The sequence below is a fragment of the Streptomyces sp. NPDC051207 genome (assembly GCF_040682395.1).
In the GTDB taxonomy this organism is placed as follows: domain Bacteria; phylum Actinomycetota; class Actinomycetes; order Streptomycetales; family Streptomycetaceae; genus Streptomyces.
In genome coordinates, this window is sequence record NZ_JBFBAX010000009.1 from 69,902 (window position 1) to 86,674 (window position 16,773).

The 16,773-nt window shown below is 72.4% G+C and carries 15 protein-coding genes and 2 pseudogenes; 7 read left to right on the forward strand and 10 right to left on the reverse strand.

All coding sequences use genetic code 11. The features are described 5' to 3' along the window. The first annotated feature begins 129 nt into the window (after window positions 1-129). Window positions 130-1,374: a cytochrome P450 gene (locus tag AB0M97_RS11705; protein ID WP_365960621.1), complete on the forward strand. Its 1,245-nt coding sequence runs from the start codon at window positions 130-132 to the stop codon at window positions 1,372-1,374. Between the two features lie 63 nt (window positions 1,375-1,437). Here AB0M97_RS11705 and AB0M97_RS11710 read toward each other — a convergent pair whose 3' ends face one another. From AB0M97_RS11710 to AB0M97_RS11735, 6 genes are all read right to left on the reverse strand, one after another. Continuing rightward, the gene (locus AB0M97_RS11710; RefSeq protein ID WP_365960622.1) at window positions 1,438-2,700 is read right to left on the reverse strand and encodes a cytochrome P450; all 1,263 of its coding nucleotides are present in this window, start codon (window positions 2,698-2,700) and stop codon (window positions 1,438-1,440) included. After that, window positions 2,697-3,314: an ATP/GTP-binding protein gene (locus tag AB0M97_RS11715; RefSeq protein ID WP_365960623.1), complete on the reverse strand. Its 618-nt coding sequence runs from the start codon at window positions 3,312-3,314 to the stop codon at window positions 2,697-2,699. Before AB0M97_RS11715 ends, AB0M97_RS11710 begins: the two co-directional genes overlap by 4 nt. Next, window positions 3,295-3,651 carry a DUF742 domain-containing protein gene (locus AB0M97_RS11720; protein WP_365960624.1) on the reverse strand — a complete coding sequence of 119 codons (357 nt, stop codon included), beginning with the start codon at window positions 3,649-3,651 and terminating at the stop codon, window positions 3,295-3,297. Before AB0M97_RS11720 ends, AB0M97_RS11715 begins: the two co-directional genes overlap by 20 nt. Beyond that, window positions 3,648-4,067 (reverse strand): roadblock/LC7 domain-containing protein, encoded by a 420-nt coding sequence (locus tag AB0M97_RS11725; protein ID WP_365960625.1) that lies wholly within the window; start codon window positions 4,065-4,067, stop codon window positions 3,648-3,650. The genes AB0M97_RS11720 and AB0M97_RS11725 overlap by 4 nt, the downstream gene beginning before the upstream one ends. A gap of 119 nt (window positions 4,068-4,186) precedes the next feature. Then, window positions 4,187-5,956: an ATP-binding protein gene (locus AB0M97_RS11730; RefSeq protein WP_365960626.1), complete on the reverse strand. Its 1,770-nt coding sequence runs from the start codon at window positions 5,954-5,956 to the stop codon at window positions 4,187-4,189. Window positions 5,957-6,401: 445 nt separating this feature from the next. Continuing rightward, the gene (locus AB0M97_RS11735; RefSeq protein ID WP_365960627.1) at window positions 6,402-7,262 is read right to left on the reverse strand and encodes a PRC and DUF2382 domain-containing protein; all 861 of its coding nucleotides are present in this window, start codon (window positions 7,260-7,262) and stop codon (window positions 6,402-6,404) included. Between the two features lie 200 nt (window positions 7,263-7,462). Between AB0M97_RS11735 and AB0M97_RS11740 the strand changes: the two genes are divergently transcribed. From AB0M97_RS11740 to AB0M97_RS11750, 3 genes are all read left to right on the forward strand, one after another. After that, window positions 7,463-8,011: a hypothetical protein gene (locus AB0M97_RS11740; protein ID WP_365960772.1), complete on the forward strand. Its 549-nt coding sequence runs from the start codon at window positions 7,463-7,465 to the stop codon at window positions 8,009-8,011. Window positions 8,012-8,127: 116 nt separating this feature from the next. Further along, window positions 8,128-8,994, forward strand: a complete 867-nt coding sequence (locus AB0M97_RS11745; protein ID WP_365960628.1) for an AraC family transcriptional regulator — start codon at window positions 8,128-8,130, stop codon at window positions 8,992-8,994. 78 nt (window positions 8,995-9,072) lie between these two features. After that, window positions 9,073-10,113 carry a YihY/virulence factor BrkB family protein gene (locus tag AB0M97_RS11750; protein ID WP_365960629.1) on the forward strand — a complete coding sequence of 347 codons (1,041 nt, stop codon included), beginning with the start codon at window positions 9,073-9,075 and terminating at the stop codon, window positions 10,111-10,113. A 3-nt stretch (window positions 10,114-10,116) separates the two neighbouring features. On the opposite strand, the gene AB0M97_RS11755 is transcribed toward AB0M97_RS11750, so the two are convergent. Further along, window positions 10,117-11,187, reverse strand: coding sequence for a LacI family DNA-binding transcriptional regulator (locus AB0M97_RS11755; protein ID WP_365960630.1), 1,071 nt, complete (start codon window positions 11,185-11,187; stop codon window positions 10,117-10,119). Between the two features lie 117 nt (window positions 11,188-11,304). After that, the gene (locus AB0M97_RS11760) at window positions 11,305-13,071 is read right to left on the reverse strand and encodes a beta-galactosidase (protein WP_365960631.1); all 1,767 of its coding nucleotides are present in this window, start codon (window positions 13,069-13,071) and stop codon (window positions 11,305-11,307) included. A gap of 216 nt (window positions 13,072-13,287) precedes the next feature. Between AB0M97_RS11760 and AB0M97_RS11765 the strand changes: the two genes are divergently transcribed. The 3 genes and pseudogenes from AB0M97_RS11765 to AB0M97_RS11775 all read left to right on the forward strand — a co-directional run bounded on the left by AB0M97_RS11765 (window position 13,288) and on the right by AB0M97_RS11775 (window position 15,877). Further along, window positions 13,288-14,799 carry a cytosine permease gene (locus AB0M97_RS11765; RefSeq protein WP_365960632.1) on the forward strand — a complete coding sequence of 504 codons (1,512 nt, stop codon included), beginning with the start codon at window positions 13,288-13,290 and terminating at the stop codon, window positions 14,797-14,799. Further along, window positions 14,796-15,317 (forward strand): annotated as a pseudogene (locus tag AB0M97_RS11770) (isochorismatase family protein); the annotation flags it as partial. The gene AB0M97_RS11765 and the pseudogene AB0M97_RS11770, both read left to right, overlap by 4 nt. A 158-nt stretch (window positions 15,318-15,475) precedes the next feature. Beyond that, window positions 15,476-15,877 (forward strand): SseB family protein, encoded by a 402-nt coding sequence (locus tag AB0M97_RS11775; RefSeq protein WP_365960633.1) that lies wholly within the window; start codon window positions 15,476-15,478, stop codon window positions 15,875-15,877. 60 nt (window positions 15,878-15,937) lie between these two features. Here the strand turns inward: AB0M97_RS11775 and AB0M97_RS11780 are convergent, their stop codons facing one another. After that, window positions 15,938-16,348 carry a MarR family transcriptional regulator gene (locus AB0M97_RS11780; RefSeq protein ID WP_365960634.1) on the reverse strand — a complete coding sequence of 137 codons (411 nt, stop codon included), beginning with the start codon at window positions 16,346-16,348 and terminating at the stop codon, window positions 15,938-15,940. Between the two features lie 71 nt (window positions 16,349-16,419). Continuing rightward, a pseudogene (locus AB0M97_RS11785) lies at window positions 16,420-16,769 on the reverse strand (glyoxalase). Between the last annotated feature and the right edge of the window lie 4 nt (window positions 16,770-16,773).

Consider the following 16,773-nt stretch of genomic DNA (forward strand, 5'->3'; position numbering starts at 1 on the left):
CACCGGACGACCACGCGCTTTCGGCCAAGGACCGTCCATTCCTCAACAGCCGGCCGGGATCCCCTGTCCTGCCCGACGGATGATCAACTACCTTGTGGGACAAGCCTGTTACTCGATTCAGGGAGTCCCATGTCCACCGCGCAGCCGGTCCCCGACATCCTCTCGCCCGAATTCGCCGCCAACCCCTACCCGGCCTACCGCACGATGCGCGAGACCGCCCCCCTGATCTGGCACGAGGCCACGCAGAGCTACATCATCTCGCGGTACGAGGACGTCGAACGTGTCTTCAAGGACAAGGCGGGCGAGTTCACCACCGACAACTACGACTGGCAGATCGAGCCGGTGCACGGCAGGACGATCCTCCAGCTCAGCGGCCGGGAGCACGCCGTACGCCGTGCGCTCGTCGCCCCCGCCTTCCGCGGCAGCGACCTCCAGGACAAGTTCCTGCCCGTCGTCGAGCGCAACTCCCGCGAACTCGTCGACGCCTTCCGGCACACCGGCTCCGCCGACCTCGTCGCCGACTACGCGACGCGCTTCCCGGTCAACGTGATCGCGGACATGCTGGGCCTCGACAAGGCCGACCACGCCCGCTTCCACCGCTGGTACACCTCGGTCATCGCCTTCCTCGGCAACCTCTCGGGCGACCCGGAGGTGACCGCGGCGGGGGAGCGGACCCGGGTGGAGTTCGCCGAGTACATGCTGCCGATCATCCGCGAGCGCCGGGACAACCTCGGCGACGACCTGCTGTCCACGCTGTGCGCGGCCGAGGTGGACGGCGTCAAGATGAGCGACGAGGACATCAAGGCGTTCTGCAGCCTGCTGCTCGCCGCCGGCGGGGAGACCACGGACAAGGCGATCGCCAGTGTCTTCGCGAACCTGCTGACGCACCCCGACCAGCTCGCCGCCGTCCGCGAGGACCGCGGTCTGATACCCCGGGCCTTCGCCGAGACGCTGCGCTGCACACCGCCCGTGCACATGATCATGCGTCAGTCGGCGACCGAGGTGAAGCTCAGCGGCGGCACCGTCCCCGCGGGCGCCACCGTCACCTGCCTGATCGGCGCCGCCAACCGGGACGGCAGCCGCTACCGGAATCCGGACAGCTTCGACATCTTCCGCGACGACCTCACCACCACGACCGCCTTCTCCGCCGCCGCCGACCACCTCGCGTTCGCCCTCGGCCGGCACTTCTGCGTGGGCGCCCTGCTCGCCAAGGCCGAGGTCGAGATTGGCGTCGGGCAGCTCCTCGACGCCATGCCCGACATGCGGCTCGCCGACGGCTTCGAGCCGGTCGAACAGGGCGTGTTCACGCGGGGACCGCAGTCCCTGCCGGTGCGTTTCACACCGATCACCGCGGTCACCACCGTCACCGGCTGACCCGCCGCCTCCCGGTACGGGCCCCCGCACACCGGGGCCCGCCCACCGTTACCGCGCCACCGGCTACTGCACCACCGGCGTGAACTCCACCGGCAGCGCCGTCAGCCCGCGCATCCAGATCGACGGACGCCAGGTCAGCTCCTCCGGCTCCACCGCGAGCACCAGGTCCGGCAGCCGCTCCAGCAGCGTCTCCACGGCCGTACGCGCGATGACGTCGGCCAGCAGCGGCGCCGGATACGGGCAGCGGTGCTCGCCGTTGCTGAACGACAGGTGCGCGGAGTTCTCCGCGCCGACGTGCGCCTCCGGCCAGATCTGCGGGTCCGTGTTGGCGGCGGCCAGGCCCAGCACCAGGCAGTCACCGGCCCGGATCCGCCGCCCGCCGAGCTGGGTGTCGCGCACCGCCCAGCGGCCGATGAAGTTCTGCGTCGGCGTGTCCAGCCACAGCACCTCGTTGAGCGCCTCGCCCACGCTCAGCCGGCCGCCCGACACGTTGAGCGCGAACCGCTCGTCGGTCAGCAGCAGGCGCAGCGTGTTGCCGATCCAGTTCGCCGTCGGCTGCTGCGCCGCCGCGATGATCGAGACCAGGTCCTGGACGATCTCCTCGTCGGTCAGCCCCGCCGGGTGCAGCAGCATCCGCGAGGTGACGTCCGGACCCGGCCGCTCCCGCTTCTCCTTCACCAGCCGCGCCAGCCGCGCGCCCACCCGCCCGTACGCGGCCACCGGGTCGTCGCCCTCCGCCGCGTCCAGGGAGATCCGCAGGTCGTCCATGAGCTGCTGGGTGTCCGTGCCGGCGTGCGGCATCCCGCACATCTGCACCGCGGCACGCATCGGCAGGGCGTGCGCGTACGCGCTCATCAACTCCGCCTGGCCGCTGCCCGAGAAGGCCGCGATGAGCTGGTCGGCGATGTGCCGGCAGTCGCGCGCCAGCTCGAACTGGTCGACGCCCTCCAGCGCCTCGGTGATCACCCCGGCGCGCCGCCGGTGCTCCTCGCCCTCGGTGAACAGCACCGACGGCTGGTGTCCGACGAACGGCAGCAGCGGCCAGTCCGGGGGAATGTTCGGCCACTGGTTCCAGCGGCGCGAGTCCCGGGCGAACAGCTCGTCGTGGCTGGTCACATAGCCCACCTCGGAGTAGCCGAGCACCAGCCAGGCGGGGATGTCGCCGTCGAGCAGCACCGGCGCGACCGCGCCGTGCTCCCGGCGCAGCGTCCGGTACAGCTGCGAGGGCGTCTGCTGGTACTCCAGACCGCCCAGGCGCACCGCGCCCGCGTGGGCGGGGCAGCCAGGGGGAGCCGCGTCGGCGCAAGGGGTTCCGGTGTCGGTCACGGTGTCGTCTCCTGGGCCATGGCCAGTTCGTAGAGGTGGTCCACGAGGGTGATCAGCACGTCCTTCCCGGACTGCCTGAGCCGCGCGTCGCAGTCGATCAGCGGCACGTGCCCGGGCAGCGCGAGCGCGTCGCGGATCTCGTCCAGGGAGTACCGGGCGGTGTCGTCGTCGAAGCGGTTCACGGCCACCACGAACGGCGTGCGGTGGTGCTCCAGCCGGTCTATAGCGTACCAGGAGTCGTCCATCCGGCGCGTGTCCACGAGGACGACCGCGCCCAGCGTGCCGGAGAACAGCCGGTCCCACAGGAACCAGAACCGTTCCTGCCCCGGCGCACCGAACAAGTACAGCACCATGCGCTCGTTGAGGCTGATCCGCCCGAAGTCGAACGCCACCGTGGTGGTCGTCTTCGACGCGACCCCGCTCGTCTCGTCCACGCCGACACCGGCCTGCGTCATCACCTCCTCGGTGTTCAGCGGCCGGATCTCGCTGACCGAGCGGACCAGCGTCGTCTTGCCGACTCCGAAACCGCCCACGACGACGATCTTCAGGCCGGTCTCTGCGGCGTCGTCCAGGGGCGTGCGGTGGGAGGGCAGCTCAGAGGTTGCGGAGCCCATGGAGCACCTCCTTCAGAAGGGCGGTTTCGGGGAGCGAGGCGGCGGACTTCGCCGTGCGCGGGTGGCGGGCGCTGATACGGCCCGTGGCGAGCAGGTCGCCGAGCAGGATCCGCACCACGGTGATCGGCAGCTTCAGCTCCGCGGCGATCTCCACCACGGCCGCCGGATGCCGGCACACCTCGAGGATCCGGGCGTGCTCCGACTGCATCCCGGCCGTGGGTTCGCACTCACTGACGACGAGCGTGACCAGGTCGAACGCGTCGTCGGCGCGGCTTCGCCCGCCCGTGACCGTGTAGAGCCGGTCGGGAACACCGGTGTCCACGGGCCTGCGCGTCACGAGCCGGCACTCCCCGGTACGGGCTGGCGTGGCTCGGCCCGCAAGTGCTCCCCGATCTGCTCGACCATCTCGGTCATCTGGTGGCCGACGACGCCGGGGTCGGCGCTCTCCTCGGCGACGACCGCCAGGTGCGCGCCCCGGCCGGCCTCCACGATGAACAGCAGGCCGCCGTGGAACTCGGTCATGGAATGGCGTACGCCGCCGGTCCCGTCGCCGAACTCGACGGAGGCGCCCTGGGCGAGGGCCTGGATGCCGGAGCAGATCGCCGCCAGCTGGTCGGCCTGGTCGAGCGACAGGTGTTCGGTCCAGCACAGCTTCAGGCCGTCCCGGGACAGGACCAGGGCGTGCCGGGTGCCGGGGGTGCGCTCCAGGAGGCTCTGCAGAAGCCAGGTGAGGCTGTTGTCGGTGGTCTGCATGGTGGGTGATGGGACGGTGGTGCCCGGCTGACCGGTCACCGGCCCGTTCCTCCAATCTCACGTGCTCAAGCGGGGGAAGTGGGCGCCGGGGCCCGGGCGCCGTACGGGAGGGTCTGGGCCTACGGCGCTGTCGGCGGCCCGGGTTCGGTCTCGGGCCGGGCACCCGCGCCGCCGGACCGGCGCCCGCGGTGGAAGGCGCCGAAGCGGGAGCCCGCGTCGCGCGCCGGGGCGGGTGCCCGGTCGGCCGTGCCGTCCTGCGCGGACCCGGCGTCCGTGTCCCGGCGCCGCTCGCGTTCGCGTTCGGCCTCGGCCATCGTGCGGCCGGGCATGCGCACCGGCAGGCCGTTCGGGGTGGACCCGTGCGGGCGCCGGTGCGCTTCGCCCTGCTCGGGCAGCTCCACCCGGGCGGCGGGGCGTTCCACGGCCGCCGGACCCGCGGCGGGTTCGGGCAGGGCCGCGGGCGGCTCGGCCGCGGCGGGCGCGGGCCCCGGGGTGGGCGGCGCGACGGCGGCACGGCGCGGCGTCCGCACCGGGGCCGGATCGCGCTGCTGGGCAAGCAGTTGCGGCGGGACGAGGACGACGACGCCGGTGCCGCCGCGCGACGACGGCCGGTAGTTGACGCTGATGCCGTACTTGACCGCCAGCCGCCCGACGACCGCGAGACCCAGCCGTGTGCCCTGGAGGGAGGCGAGGTCGGTCATGCGGCCGGACACCGCCTGCTCAGCGCGCCGCATGGCCGCGTCGGCCATCCTCAGGCCGCTGTCCTCGATGGTGACGACGATGCCGGCGCTGCGCTCCTCGACGTAGACATGGACCTCGTCGATCGGCGGGGAGAAGTTGGCGGCGTTGTCCATCAGCTCGGCGAGCAGGTGCATGAGGCCTTCCGCGGCGAAGCCGGAGATCGCGGCGCTCGTCGAACAGTGCAGCCGGACCCGCTGGTAGGCGGCGATGCGGCCGACCGCGCCGCGCAGGATGCTCTCCATCACGATCGGCTTGTTCCAGGCGCGGCTGGAGCGGCCGCCCATGAGCAGCGCCAGGCGGTCCGTCATGAGGCCGAGCTGCGAGGTGCTGTGGTCCAGCTTCAGGAGGTCGCCGAAGACCTCCTCGCCGTGCCGTTCCTGCATCTCCCTCAGGTCGGCAAGCATGCTGACGGCCTTCGCCTGCACGCGGCTGAGCGCATTCGCCGAGGCGGCCTGCGCGGCTGCCGCGCGCCGCTCGCTGCGGGCGATGTCGCGGACGAACGATTCGGCAGGCGCGCGCAGCAGCGGGGTGCGGGGCCAGTCCAGTTCGGCGAGCACGGTGTCGGCGGACTGCCCGTCGCGGAGCTTGGCCACCCCGGCGGGCAGGGTCTCGGTGGTGAGCCGTTCCAGCTCGGCGACGGTCTGGTTCAGCTCCTCGCGGGCCTGGCGGCGTTCGGTGTCCAGGGCCGTCGCGTGCTGCACGGCCTCCTCGACGACCGAGGCGAAGGTGTGCACGACCTGGCGCAGTTGCGGGTCGGTCGGCGGTGTCACGGCCGTCAGGGCGTCACTCGCGCGCGTGCCGTCCCGCAGCCGTTTGGCGACGGCGGGCAGCGTGACGTTCACCAGGTGGGCGGTCTCGGCGGACAGGTGGGCCGACTGGGCCTTGAAGTGGCCGGCTTCGGCGAACTGCCGTGCCGCGGACCGGCGGGCGCGCCGGATCAGCAGGGTGCCGACCGCGACGGCGAGGGCGATGCAGAGCCAGCCGCCGAGGGCCGTGGCGGGTGCCCAGGGCCGGGCGTCCGCGGGCGCCGCCAGGGCCGCCGCGGCGGCGCCCGCGGCAGTGACGACCAGCACGGCCAGGGGTACGGCCGCAGAGGGCTGGGAAGCCTTCGCTGACCGGTGCTGACTGGGCGGTGCAGGCACTGACATTCCGCGGTCCCTCGGTCCTTGAGAGCAGGAGAATTCGGGTCGACCGGCACACGGCGGGTCGCAGGTCAGGAGAGCGCCTGCAAAAGGGCGGCGGTCTTCCGGACCGGGTATGCGTTCATGCTAGTCATCCTGCTGCGCACCGAGTTCTGACCTGGGGAACAGTCACGCCAGGACGCGATTTCGTCCCGAAGTCGCCACCACCTCACACCGGGCGTGGTAAAGGATGTGAGAGGCATTCCACGCGGCTCAGAAAGCGCTGGTGGCGACCAGGGCGTCGGTGTGTGCGGTCGACTGCTCGAGCATTACCGTTTTTTCGGTGGGTCCAGCCCTCGAACGAGTGAATGTTTTCCGGTCAACTGCGGGCTTCTGCAAGGGAAGTGAGATCGCGTTTATCATGCGATTCCGGGCCGCCTGAGCGACCCGGAACGGGCGTGGTGAGGGGTCTTCACCTCGTGGGGGGCTCACCTCCTTCGTCGCCCTCGGTGTCGATCCGCTCCTTGCGAACCTGACCGCGAACGGTCTCCTCCTCGACCTGCTCGTCGGTCGTCAGGCGCACGCGCTCCACCGGAACCGTCTCGGTCTCCGCGACCGGGCGTTCCTCGTGCAGCGTGACCTCGTGCTCGGCCTCGGAGATGGGCTCGCCGGACAGGGCGGCGTCACGGTTGGCCTCCGTGATCGGCTCGCGCTCGACGCGCACCTCCTCCCGGCGCACCGGAACGGTCTGCTGCACGTCCTCGGTGACCACGTACTTCCGCAGCCGGGCGTGGCCCGCCTCGCGGCGTTCGACACCGACCTTCATCTGTTCCTCGGAGCGTGTCATGGCGTCGTCGCCGCGCGAGCCCGCCCGGGCCTGTTCGCCCATGTCCGGCCCGGTGCGGTCGCCCGCGCCCGCCGCCCCCGCAGCGCCTGCCGTGCCCGAGTCCTGCTCCCCGCCGGAGTGGGCCCAGCCGCCCTCGCCGGGCCGGTTGGCCCGCTGCCAGGCCTCGTCCCAGTCGATGCCGTAGTAGTCGTACAGGCGGTGCTCCTCGTCCTCGGACAGGTGGCCGCCACCGTCGACGTCCACGTGCGGGGCGTCCTTGACCTTGTTCTTCGGGTAGGGCACCTCGAGGTGGTCCTGGACGAGCGCCGCCTCCCGGATCGGCACGAACGACTCGCTCGTCCCGAACAGGCCCGTTTTCACCGTCACCCACTCCGGACGGCCGGTCGCGTCGTCGAGGAAGACGTGCTTGGCGTCTCCGATCTTGTTGCCGTCGGCGTCGTACACCGGGTGATCGAGGACCGCGGGAATCTGTTCTCTGGTGATCATGAATCGTTGCTCCTTCCATGTCCGACACGTCCCGGGTGCACCAGGAGAAACAGGACGAAACGCGCAAAACATGTCCCGTTTTGTCCTCTGGTGGACGCGCGTAGAACTCGGGCACCATCTCCCTGCACGCACGCACCACCTGCACAGCCACCCCACAGGAATCCGGTTCACCGCAGGAAGGTTCCCCCATGAAGGCTCAGATGCCTGCGACGGCTCCCCAGGCCTCGCCGTCCCCCAAGACCCGCAAGCGGGCGAGGATCCGCTCGATCCTGACGGCTCTCGCCCTCGTCGTCGCCCCCGGCGTCGTCGTGGTCGGCGGCGCGAGCGACGCGTTCGCCGTCACCAAGATCAGCCACTCCACGGCCACCTCGATGTTCCGCGAGGTCGGCAACACCTGGTCGTCCTCGGGCGGCTGCTCCGACCGCTACACCTCGACCTGCACGTCCTTCGAGCAGCTCAACCTCGCCAGCGCCCAGGGCGCCCAGACCCTGAAGCGGGCCAGCGGCTGCGCGCTGAACATCACCGGCGGCACCGAGGTCGGCCACGCCTCCGGCACGTACTCGCACTGGAACGGCTACAAGCTCGACTACAGCAAGTACACCTGCATCGGGAACTACATCAAGAACACCTTCACCTACATAGGCGTGCGCGGCGACGGCGCCCCGCAGTGGCGGTCCGGCTCGGGCAACATCTACGCCGACGAGGGCAACCACTGGGACGTCCTGTACTACAACTGCGGCGGCTGCTGACCGGCGTAGCGCACGACGCGGCACCCCGGCCGGGCCCGACCGAAGCGGGCACAGGATGTCGGGTCCGGCCCCCGGCCCCTCCGTAGCGTCAGTGGCCGCAAGGGAAGGAGACCGGGGTGCTGGAACGGCTCAACGCGGCCATGGAGTACATCGAGGAGCACCTCGACGGGACCGTCGAGGCCGCCGAACTGGCGCGCGTCGCCGTCACGTCGGAGTACCACTTCCGCCGGATGTTCTCGGCGCTGGCCGGCATGCCGCTGTCCGAGTACGTCCGCCGGCGCCGGCTCACCGTGGCCGGCGCGGAGGTGCTCGACGGACGGCGGACGCTGCTCGACATCGCCGTGCGGTACGGCTACGGCTCGGGGGAGGCCTTCGCGCGTGCCTTCCGTGCCGTGCACGGCGTCGGCCCGGGTGAGGCCAGGCGCGGCGGCGCGACGCTGCACGCCCAGCCCCGGATGTCCTTCCGCCTCGTCGTCGAAGGGAGTACCGGCATGCGGTACCGGGTCGTGGAGAAGGAAGAGTTCACCGTGGTGGGCAGGAAGGCGCGGGTGCCGCTGGTCCACGAGGGCATGAACCCGGCGATCGTCGAGTTCGTGCGGAGCATCGGCAAGGACACCTTGCAGCGGCTGGCCGGGCTGTCGGACCAGGAACCCGCCGGGCTGCTGAGCGCCTGCGTCAACCTGGACGCCGGCCGCGCCGAGGGCACCGAGCTGGACTACTACCACGGGGTCGTCACGAGCGCCGGCGCCCCCGGGGGCATGGACGTCCTGACCGTGCCCGCGGGCGCCTGGGCGGTGTTCGAGAGTTCGGGCCCCCTGCCGGAGGCCGTGCAGTACCTGTGGCGGGACGTGTTCACGCAGTGGTTCCCGTCCCACCCCTACCGCAGCCGGCCGGGCCCGGAGATCATGCGGGCCGACCTCTCGCGGGACGGCGGGCACGCGGACGCGGAACTGTGGATCCCCGTGGAACGCGCCGCCGCCTGACGCGCACGCCGGGTGACCGTCCGGCGCGACCTGCCGCCCGGCGCGAGTGGTTCGGGTCCTGACGGTCACTCGGCATCCATGAGCCGACTTTCGAAACCGGGACGCGGGCACCGCGACCACGACGAGTCCGAGCCGCACTACGGTCCGGACGAGCAGGTGGAAAGGGCGGCGCCGGACAAACCCTCCGATCTGCCCAAGGGGTCCTGGTCGGCCGTCTTCAGGGGCAGCATCCGCGAGTTCAAGGACGACGAGCTCACCGACCGGGCGGCGGCACTCACGTACTACAGCGTGCTGTCGCTGTTCCCGGCGCTGCTGGTGCTCGTGTCGCTGCTCGGCATCGTCGGCGAGTCGGCCACCGACAAGGTGATGGAGAACATCAACCAGCTCACCCCCGGCGCGGCCCGCGACATCATCACCCGCGCCGTCGAGCAGCTCCGGGACAGCGGCGGCACCGGCTCCGTCATGGCCGTCGTCGGCCTGGCGCTGGCGATCTGGTCGGCGTCCGGCTACGTCGCCGCGTTCATCCGCACGGCCAACGCGGTGTACGACATCCCGGAGGGCCGCCCGGTGTGGAAGGTCCTGCCGGTGCGGATCGCCGTCACCGTCGTGCTGATGGTCTTCGCGGTCGTCAGCGCGCTGATCGTCGTCTTCACCGGCTCCCTGGCGCACCAGGTGGGCACGGCGCTCGGGATCGGCGGCCCGGCGCTGACGGTCTGGTCGATCGCCAAGTGGCCCGTCCTGGTGATCCTCGTGACCGTCATGATCGCGATCCTGTACTGGGCGACGCCCAACGCCAAGGTGCACGGCCTCCGCTGGATCACACCGGGCTGCTGCCTGGCCCTGGTGATCTGGCTGATCGCCTCCGCCGGATTCGCGTTCTACGTCGCCAACTTCGCCTCGTACAACAAGACCTACGGCACGATGGCCGGCGTCATCGTCTTCCTGGTGTGGCTGTGGATCACCAACCTGGCCATTCTGCTGGGCCTGGAGTTCGACGCGGAGACCGCACGGCAGCGGGCCATCGCCGGAGGGCTCCCGCCCGAGGCCGAGCCGTACACCGAGCCGCGCGACACGCGTGCGTGGGACGAGCAGGACCGGCGCCGCATGGACAGCCAGTGACGCTCAGCGGACGGCGGGCGGCGGGGCGCTGCTGCGGCGCACGACGAGGTCGACCGGGACGACGGACGACGCGGGCGGCGGCTCGTGGCCCGCGTCGATCCGGTGCAGCAGGAGCCGCAGGGAGCGGGTGCCGATCTCGGCGAAGTCGGTGCGCACGGTGGTCAGCGGCGGCAGCAGGTGGGCGGCCTCCGGGATGTCGTCGTAGCCGACGACACTGACCTCGTCCGGGACCGGGCGGCCCGCCTCGTGCAGCGCGTGCAGGACACCGACGGCCATCTGGTCGTTGGCGACGAACACCGCCGTCACGTCCGGGTCGGCGGCCAGGCGGCGGCCCCGCTCGTACCCGGACTCGGCGCTCCAGTCGCCGGCCAGGGGCTCCAGGACCGGGGCACCGGCGGCCTCCAGGGTCGCCCGCCAGCTCGTCAGCCGCTGCTCGGCGGGGGTCCAGCCGGCCGGCCCCGCGATGTGCCGGACGGTCCGGTGCCCGAGGGCCAGCAGGTGCTCGGTTGCCTTGCGGGCACCGGCGCGGGAGTCACCCGTGACCAGCGGCGTGCCGTCGTCGACAGGACTCTCCAGCACCACCAGGGGAGTGCCGAGCCCGGCCGCGGACAGCGCCCGGCCCACCCATGTCTGCGGGGCGATGGCGATGACGCCCTCCGCGCCCTCGGCCGACAGCCGGTCGACCGCCGCCACCACCGTGCCGTGGTCGGCCGTGTCCAGCGCGATCGAACTGATGAGGTAACCGGCCTCCTGCGCCGCGGTGTTGACGGCGGTGAGAATGGCGGCGGGGCCGTAGCGGGCCGCGTCGAAGGACAGCACGCCGAGCATCCGGGTCCGTCCACTGGCCAGCGACCGCGCGCTGCGGCTCGGCCGGTAGCCGAGCGTCCGCATCGCCTCCAGGACCGCCTCGCGGGTCGTGGCGCGGACGGCCGGATGGTCGTTCAGCACCCGTGAGACGGTCTGCTTGGACACACCCGCCAGCCCGGCCACGTCGTCCATGACGGGACGCGCCCCGGCGAAGTTGCGCCTGCTGCGCCACGGCGGGACGGAACCTTCGGCGGCGCTTCGGGGCATGACGGGAGTTTCCTCGACGGGGTCACGGCGGGCGGGGACCGCCCGGGAGGACCACAGCATAAGGCGCCAGGGGCAGCGGGGCGGTGGGCTGACCCGCCGCCCCTCCCGGCGGCGCGGTCAGGCCTTCACCGGCCCGAGATCCGGCGCGCCGGTGAGCAGTGCGCGGGCCTCGGTGGTGCCGTGCAGTTCCAGCAACAGCAGTTCGTTGCCGCCGCCCGGCCGCAGTACGGGACCGGGGACGTACAGGGCGCGCTGTGGGCCGCGGTTCCAGTAGCGGCCGAGGTGGAAGCCGTTGATCCAGGCCTGGCCCTTGGTCCAGCCGGGCAGCGACAGGAAGGCGTCGGCGGGCGCGGCCACCTCGAACGTGCCCCGGTGGAAGGCGGGCTCGGCGCACGCCCGGGCGGCGGCCGGTGCGAACGGCACCGCGCTCAGGTCGTCCAGCGGCAGCGGGTGGCAGTCCCAGCCGTGCAGGACGATGCCGTCGAACGACACGGGGCCGAGCAGGCCCTTCGGGTCGCCGATCCGCGGGCCGTAGTTGACGCCGCCCATGTTCTCGACCAGGACCTCCAGCGTGGCACCGGGGCGGGGGACGCTCACGGGCAGTGTCTCCTCGTGGCGTTCGCGTTCCAGGACGCCCGCGGGAGCGCCGTCGACGAAGACCTGAGCGCGGTCGCCGACACCGCCCGCGAAGTGCAGCAGGCCGGTACCGGACGTGGGCACGGTCGTGCGGTACAGGGCGTATCCGGCCGACTGCCCGAGGTCGCCGATCGTGAGCGGGTCCGCGCCGCGCACCGGCCCGGACAGCGCGCCGACGTGCGGCAGCAGCGGCGCGCGGCGGTCCAACTGCACCTCGGTGCGCGGGAGTTTCGCACTCGGGGCGGGGACCGGCTCGTCGGGGACCCCGGCGTGCCGGGCGATGACCTCACGGAAGGCGTGGTACTTCGGGCCCGGGTCGCCCCACTCGGTGAGCGGGGCGTCGTAGTCGTACGACGTGACGACCGGCGCGTACGCGTGGTCGTGGTTGGCGCCGTTGGTGAAACCGAAGTTGGTGCCGCCGTGGAACATGTAGATGTTCACGGACGCCCCGGCGGACAGCAGCCGGTCGAGATCGGCGGCGGCGTCGGCTCCGTCCCGCGTGTGGTGCGGCTCGCCCCAGTGGTCGAACCAGCCCACCCAGAACTCCGTGCACATCAGCGGGCCCTCACCGACGTGGGCGCGCAGCCGTTCCAGGGACTGCTCGATCCTGCTGCCGAAAGTGCCGGTGGCGAGCGCGCCCGGCACGCTTCCGGCGGCGAGGTGCTCGGCGTTGGCCTGGTCGCAGGTGAACAGCAGTTCCTCCACGCCGCGCGAGCGCAGCCCGTCGGCCAGGTGCTTGAGATACGCGGTGTCGTCGCCGTACGCCCCGTACTCGTTCTCCACCTGCACGGCGACGACCGGGCCGCCCGAGGCCGCGCAGTGCGGCAGCAGCTCGGGCAGCAGCAGGTCGAGGTAGCGGTCGATCGCCGCGGTGAAGCGCGGGTCGCTGCTGCGCAGCCGGATGTCACGGTCCGAGGTGAGCCAGGCGGGCAGTCCGCCGCCGTCCCACTCGGCGCAGATGAAGGGACCGGGCCGCAGCAGCACGCGCAGGCCCTCTTCGCCCGCGAGCCGCAGATAGCGGGGCAGGTCGAGCAGGCCGTCGAGGGCCAGCGGGCCGTCGGGGTCCGGCTGGTGCAGGTTCCACGGCACGTACGTCTCGACCGTGTTGAGGCCCATCAGCCGGGCCTTGCGCAGCCGGTCGGCCCACAGGTCCGGGTGGACGCGGAAGTAGTGCATCGCGCCGGAGATGATCCGGAACGGCTCGCCGTGCAGCAGGAAGCCGTCGGCCGTGGTCGTCAGGGCGGGCATGCGGTGATCCCTCTCGTGGGCGGGCGGCGGGCCGGTCACGAGAGGGATGTTACCGGTAACATGCGTCGGGTCAACCTTTCCCGGCGACCGGCGTGACGCCCCGTGCCGCCGACGGCGATCTCCTCACGCGGCAAGGGATCATGCCTCCCGGCGCGGGGTAGTCACGAAGGACGCGCCCCCGGCGCACCCCCCTCCCGTCCGGACAGGCAGGTGGACATGACGGACAGCGACGGCACGACGGACCCCCGCGGCGGTGGCCCCGCCGCGAGGCAGCTCCAGGTGGAGACGCACGGCCTCGACGTCATCGGCGACGCCGAGCGCAAGGGCACCCCGCGCACGCTGTTCTGGCCCTGGTTCGGGGCGAACGTGTCCGTCCTCGGGCTGAGCTACGGCTCCTTCGCGCTCGGCTTCGGGATCTCCTTCTGGCAGGCCCTCGCCGCCGGCGTGATCGGCATCGTCTTCTCGTTCCTGCTGTGCGGCCTCGTCGCCGTCGCCGGCAAACGCGGCTCCGCGCCCACGATGGTCCTCAGCCGCGCCGCCTACGGGGTGCGCGGCAACCGCCTGCCGTCGGTGATCTCCTGGATGCTCACCGTCGGCTGGGAGACGGTGCTGTGCGCCCTCGCCACCATGGCCACCGCGACCGTCTTCGGACGCCTCGGCTGGGGCGGCGGCACCGGTACCAAGGTGGCCGCCCTCGTCCTGGTCAGCGCGCTGACCGTGGTCGTCGGCGTGATGGGCTTCGACCTGATCATGCGGTTGCAGACGGTGATCACCGTGGTCACCGGCGTCCTCACCGTCGGCTACGTGGCCCTCGTCGCCGACCACGTCCACTGGAGCACCGTCGACGCCCTGCCCGCCGGTTCCGCGCAGCAGTTCATCGGCGCGCTGGTGTTCATGATGACCGGCTTCGGCCTGGGCTGGGTCAACGCCGCCGCCGACTACTCCCGCTACCTGCCGCGCACCTCGTCCAGCGCGGGCGTGGCCGGCTGGACCGCCTTCGGCGCCTCCCTCGCGCCGGTGCTCCTGCTGGTGTTCGGCCTGCTGCTGGCCGGTTCCTCCGGCGCGCTCGGCGAGGCGGTCGCCGCCGACCCGATCGGCGCGCTGACGACGCTGCTGCCCACCTGGTTCCTGGTGCCGTTCGCGGTGGTCGCCGTGCTCGGCCTGGTCGGCGGCGCGGTCCTCGACATCTACTCGTCCGGGCTCGCACTGCTGTCCGCGGGCCTGCGCGTGCCCCGCCCGGTCGCCGCCCTCGCCGACGGCCTGCTGATGATCGCGGGCGCGGTCTACATCGTCTTCGTCGCCGACGACTTCCTCGGCCCGTTCATGGGCTTCCTCACCACACTCGGCGTCCCCATCGCCGCCTGGTGCGGCATCATGCTCGCCGACCTCGCCCTGCGCCGCCGCGACTACACCGAGGCCGACCTCTACGAACCGCGGGGCCGCTACGGCGACGTACCGCTCACCCCGCTGCTGCTCACCATCGCCGCCACCGCGCTCGGGTGGGGCCTGGTGACCAACGCGTCCGCGAGCTGGCTGACCTGGCAGGGCTATCTGCTCGGCCCGTCCGGCCTGGGCGGCACCTCCGGCGACTGGGCCTACGCCAACCTCGGCGTCCTGGCCGCCCTCGCCACCGGCTTCCTGGGCACGCTGCTCCTGGGCCGCGACCGGGTCCGCCGGCAGGAGACGCGGGCACCCGGCGCGACCGAGCCGGGGGTGAGGGCCGTATGAGCACCGAGGGACAGCTCGCCGTCATCGACATGCAGCGCGTCTTCGCCGACCCGGGCAGCCCGTGGGCGGCCCCGCGCTACGGCGAGGCGGCGGCGGGCGTACGGCGACTGCTGCCGGCCTTCGGGGACCGCGTCACGTTCACGCGGTTCGTGCCGCCGCGGGAACCCGCCGGCGCGTGGCGGGCCTACTACGACCGGTGGCCGTTCGCCTGCGAGCCGGCGGACGCCCCGCTGTGGCGGCTGACCGACGACTTCGCCGACCGGGCGCCGCACGTCCTGGACGCCCCCACCTTCGGCAAGTGGACCCCCGAACTGGCCGACCGCACCGGCCCCGGAGGCCGCCTCGTCCTCGCCGGCGTCAGCACCGACTGCTGTGTGCTGTCGACCGCGCTCGCCGCCGCGGACGCGGGCGCCGAGGTGCTGGTCGTGGCCGACGCCTGCGCGGGCGCCGACGACGACTCCCACGCCAAGGCGCTGCACGTCATGGACCTGTACCGGCCACTGATCCGGGTCACCACCGCCGCTGCGCTGCTCGGCGCGGGGGACCGGTCCGCGGACCCTTCGGAACCTGCCGCTCCGCAGATGATTGCCCGGGGCCCGGACGGGTACGCGAGGCACGACCGAGCCCGGTGACGATCATGGCCGGGCAGGCGCACGCCGCAACCTGGGGACCTGCCATGGACACACCCGCCAACGACAACCACACCACGCCCGCCCAGCGTGCCCTGGACGCGCTCGCCCTGAACACCGAGGACAGCACGGCGCTGGACACCCTCGCGAGCAGCGACGTGCTCGTGCCCGTGCCGGACGACGCCGGCGACGAGGAGGCCGCCGACCCCGGCGCGCTGGCACTGCCCGTGCTGGAGGAGCCGGGCGGCGAGTCGGTGGTGCCGGTGTTCACCTCGGAACTGGAGATGGCCGGGCTGCTGCCGTTCGTCTCCCGCTACCGTCTGGTGCCGCTCGGCGCGCTCGCCGCCCAGTGGCCCGCCGACGACCTGTCGCTCACCATCGACGGCAGCTCCGCGCACCGGCTCACCCTGACGTCGGAGGGCGTGCGCACTCTGCTCGCGCGCCCCTGAACGGGCCGTGCGGCCAACGGGCCGTCCGGCCGCTGTCAGCCGGTCGACGCCCAGTCGCCGTCAGTCCGTCGCGTCGTCCGCCGCGTCGCCGAGCGTGCGCTCCAGAGCCGCACGCTGGAGCGGCAGCACCCGCGCGTGCAGGTCACGCCCCTTGGCGGTCAGGGCGACCCACACACCGCGCCGGTCCTCCCGGCACATGGACCGCTCCACCAGGCCGTCCTTCTCCAGACGGGCGATGAGGCGGGACAGCGCGCTCTGACTGAGGTGAACGCGCCCGGCCAGGTTCTGCACCCGGCACTGGGCGCCCTCCTCCGGCACCGCCGTCGCCAGGATGTCGAGCACCTCGAAGTCGCTCGCGCCCAGCCCGTGCGGATGGAGCACGCGGTCGATCTCGCACATCGTGCGCGCGTGCGCCGACAGAATGCGGCGCCACCGTTCCTCGAGCCGGGCACCGGCCGTTTCCACTGCCATACCCGCACGGTAACACCGTCCACGCGATTCGTTTACCGTGCAACTACCAAGTGTGGCGGCTGGGGCCGGGATCAAGCCTGCGCGTCCCGCCCTAGGCCGACCAGCGTGCCGTCCGCGCCGCGTACGGACGCGATCCGCCTGCCGCCGCCCACCTCCTGCACGTCCCGCAGCGTCTCGGCGCCGGCCGCGAGCAGCGCGGCCGGCGCCGGCCGGATGTCCGGCACGTGCGCGTGGGGGACCGGTCCGGTCATGCCCGTCGCGTGCCCGTGGGGGTCCGGCCCCACGTCCTGCCCGGCGTCCTGGTAGCCGACGTGATACGGCTCGTCCGCGTACGGCTCCGCTCCGGGCAGGGCGCCGAAGAGTGCCTTCGCGCGGTCGATGCCTTGACGGGGCAGACGATCGTCTTCAGGCCGTCGGTCATAGCG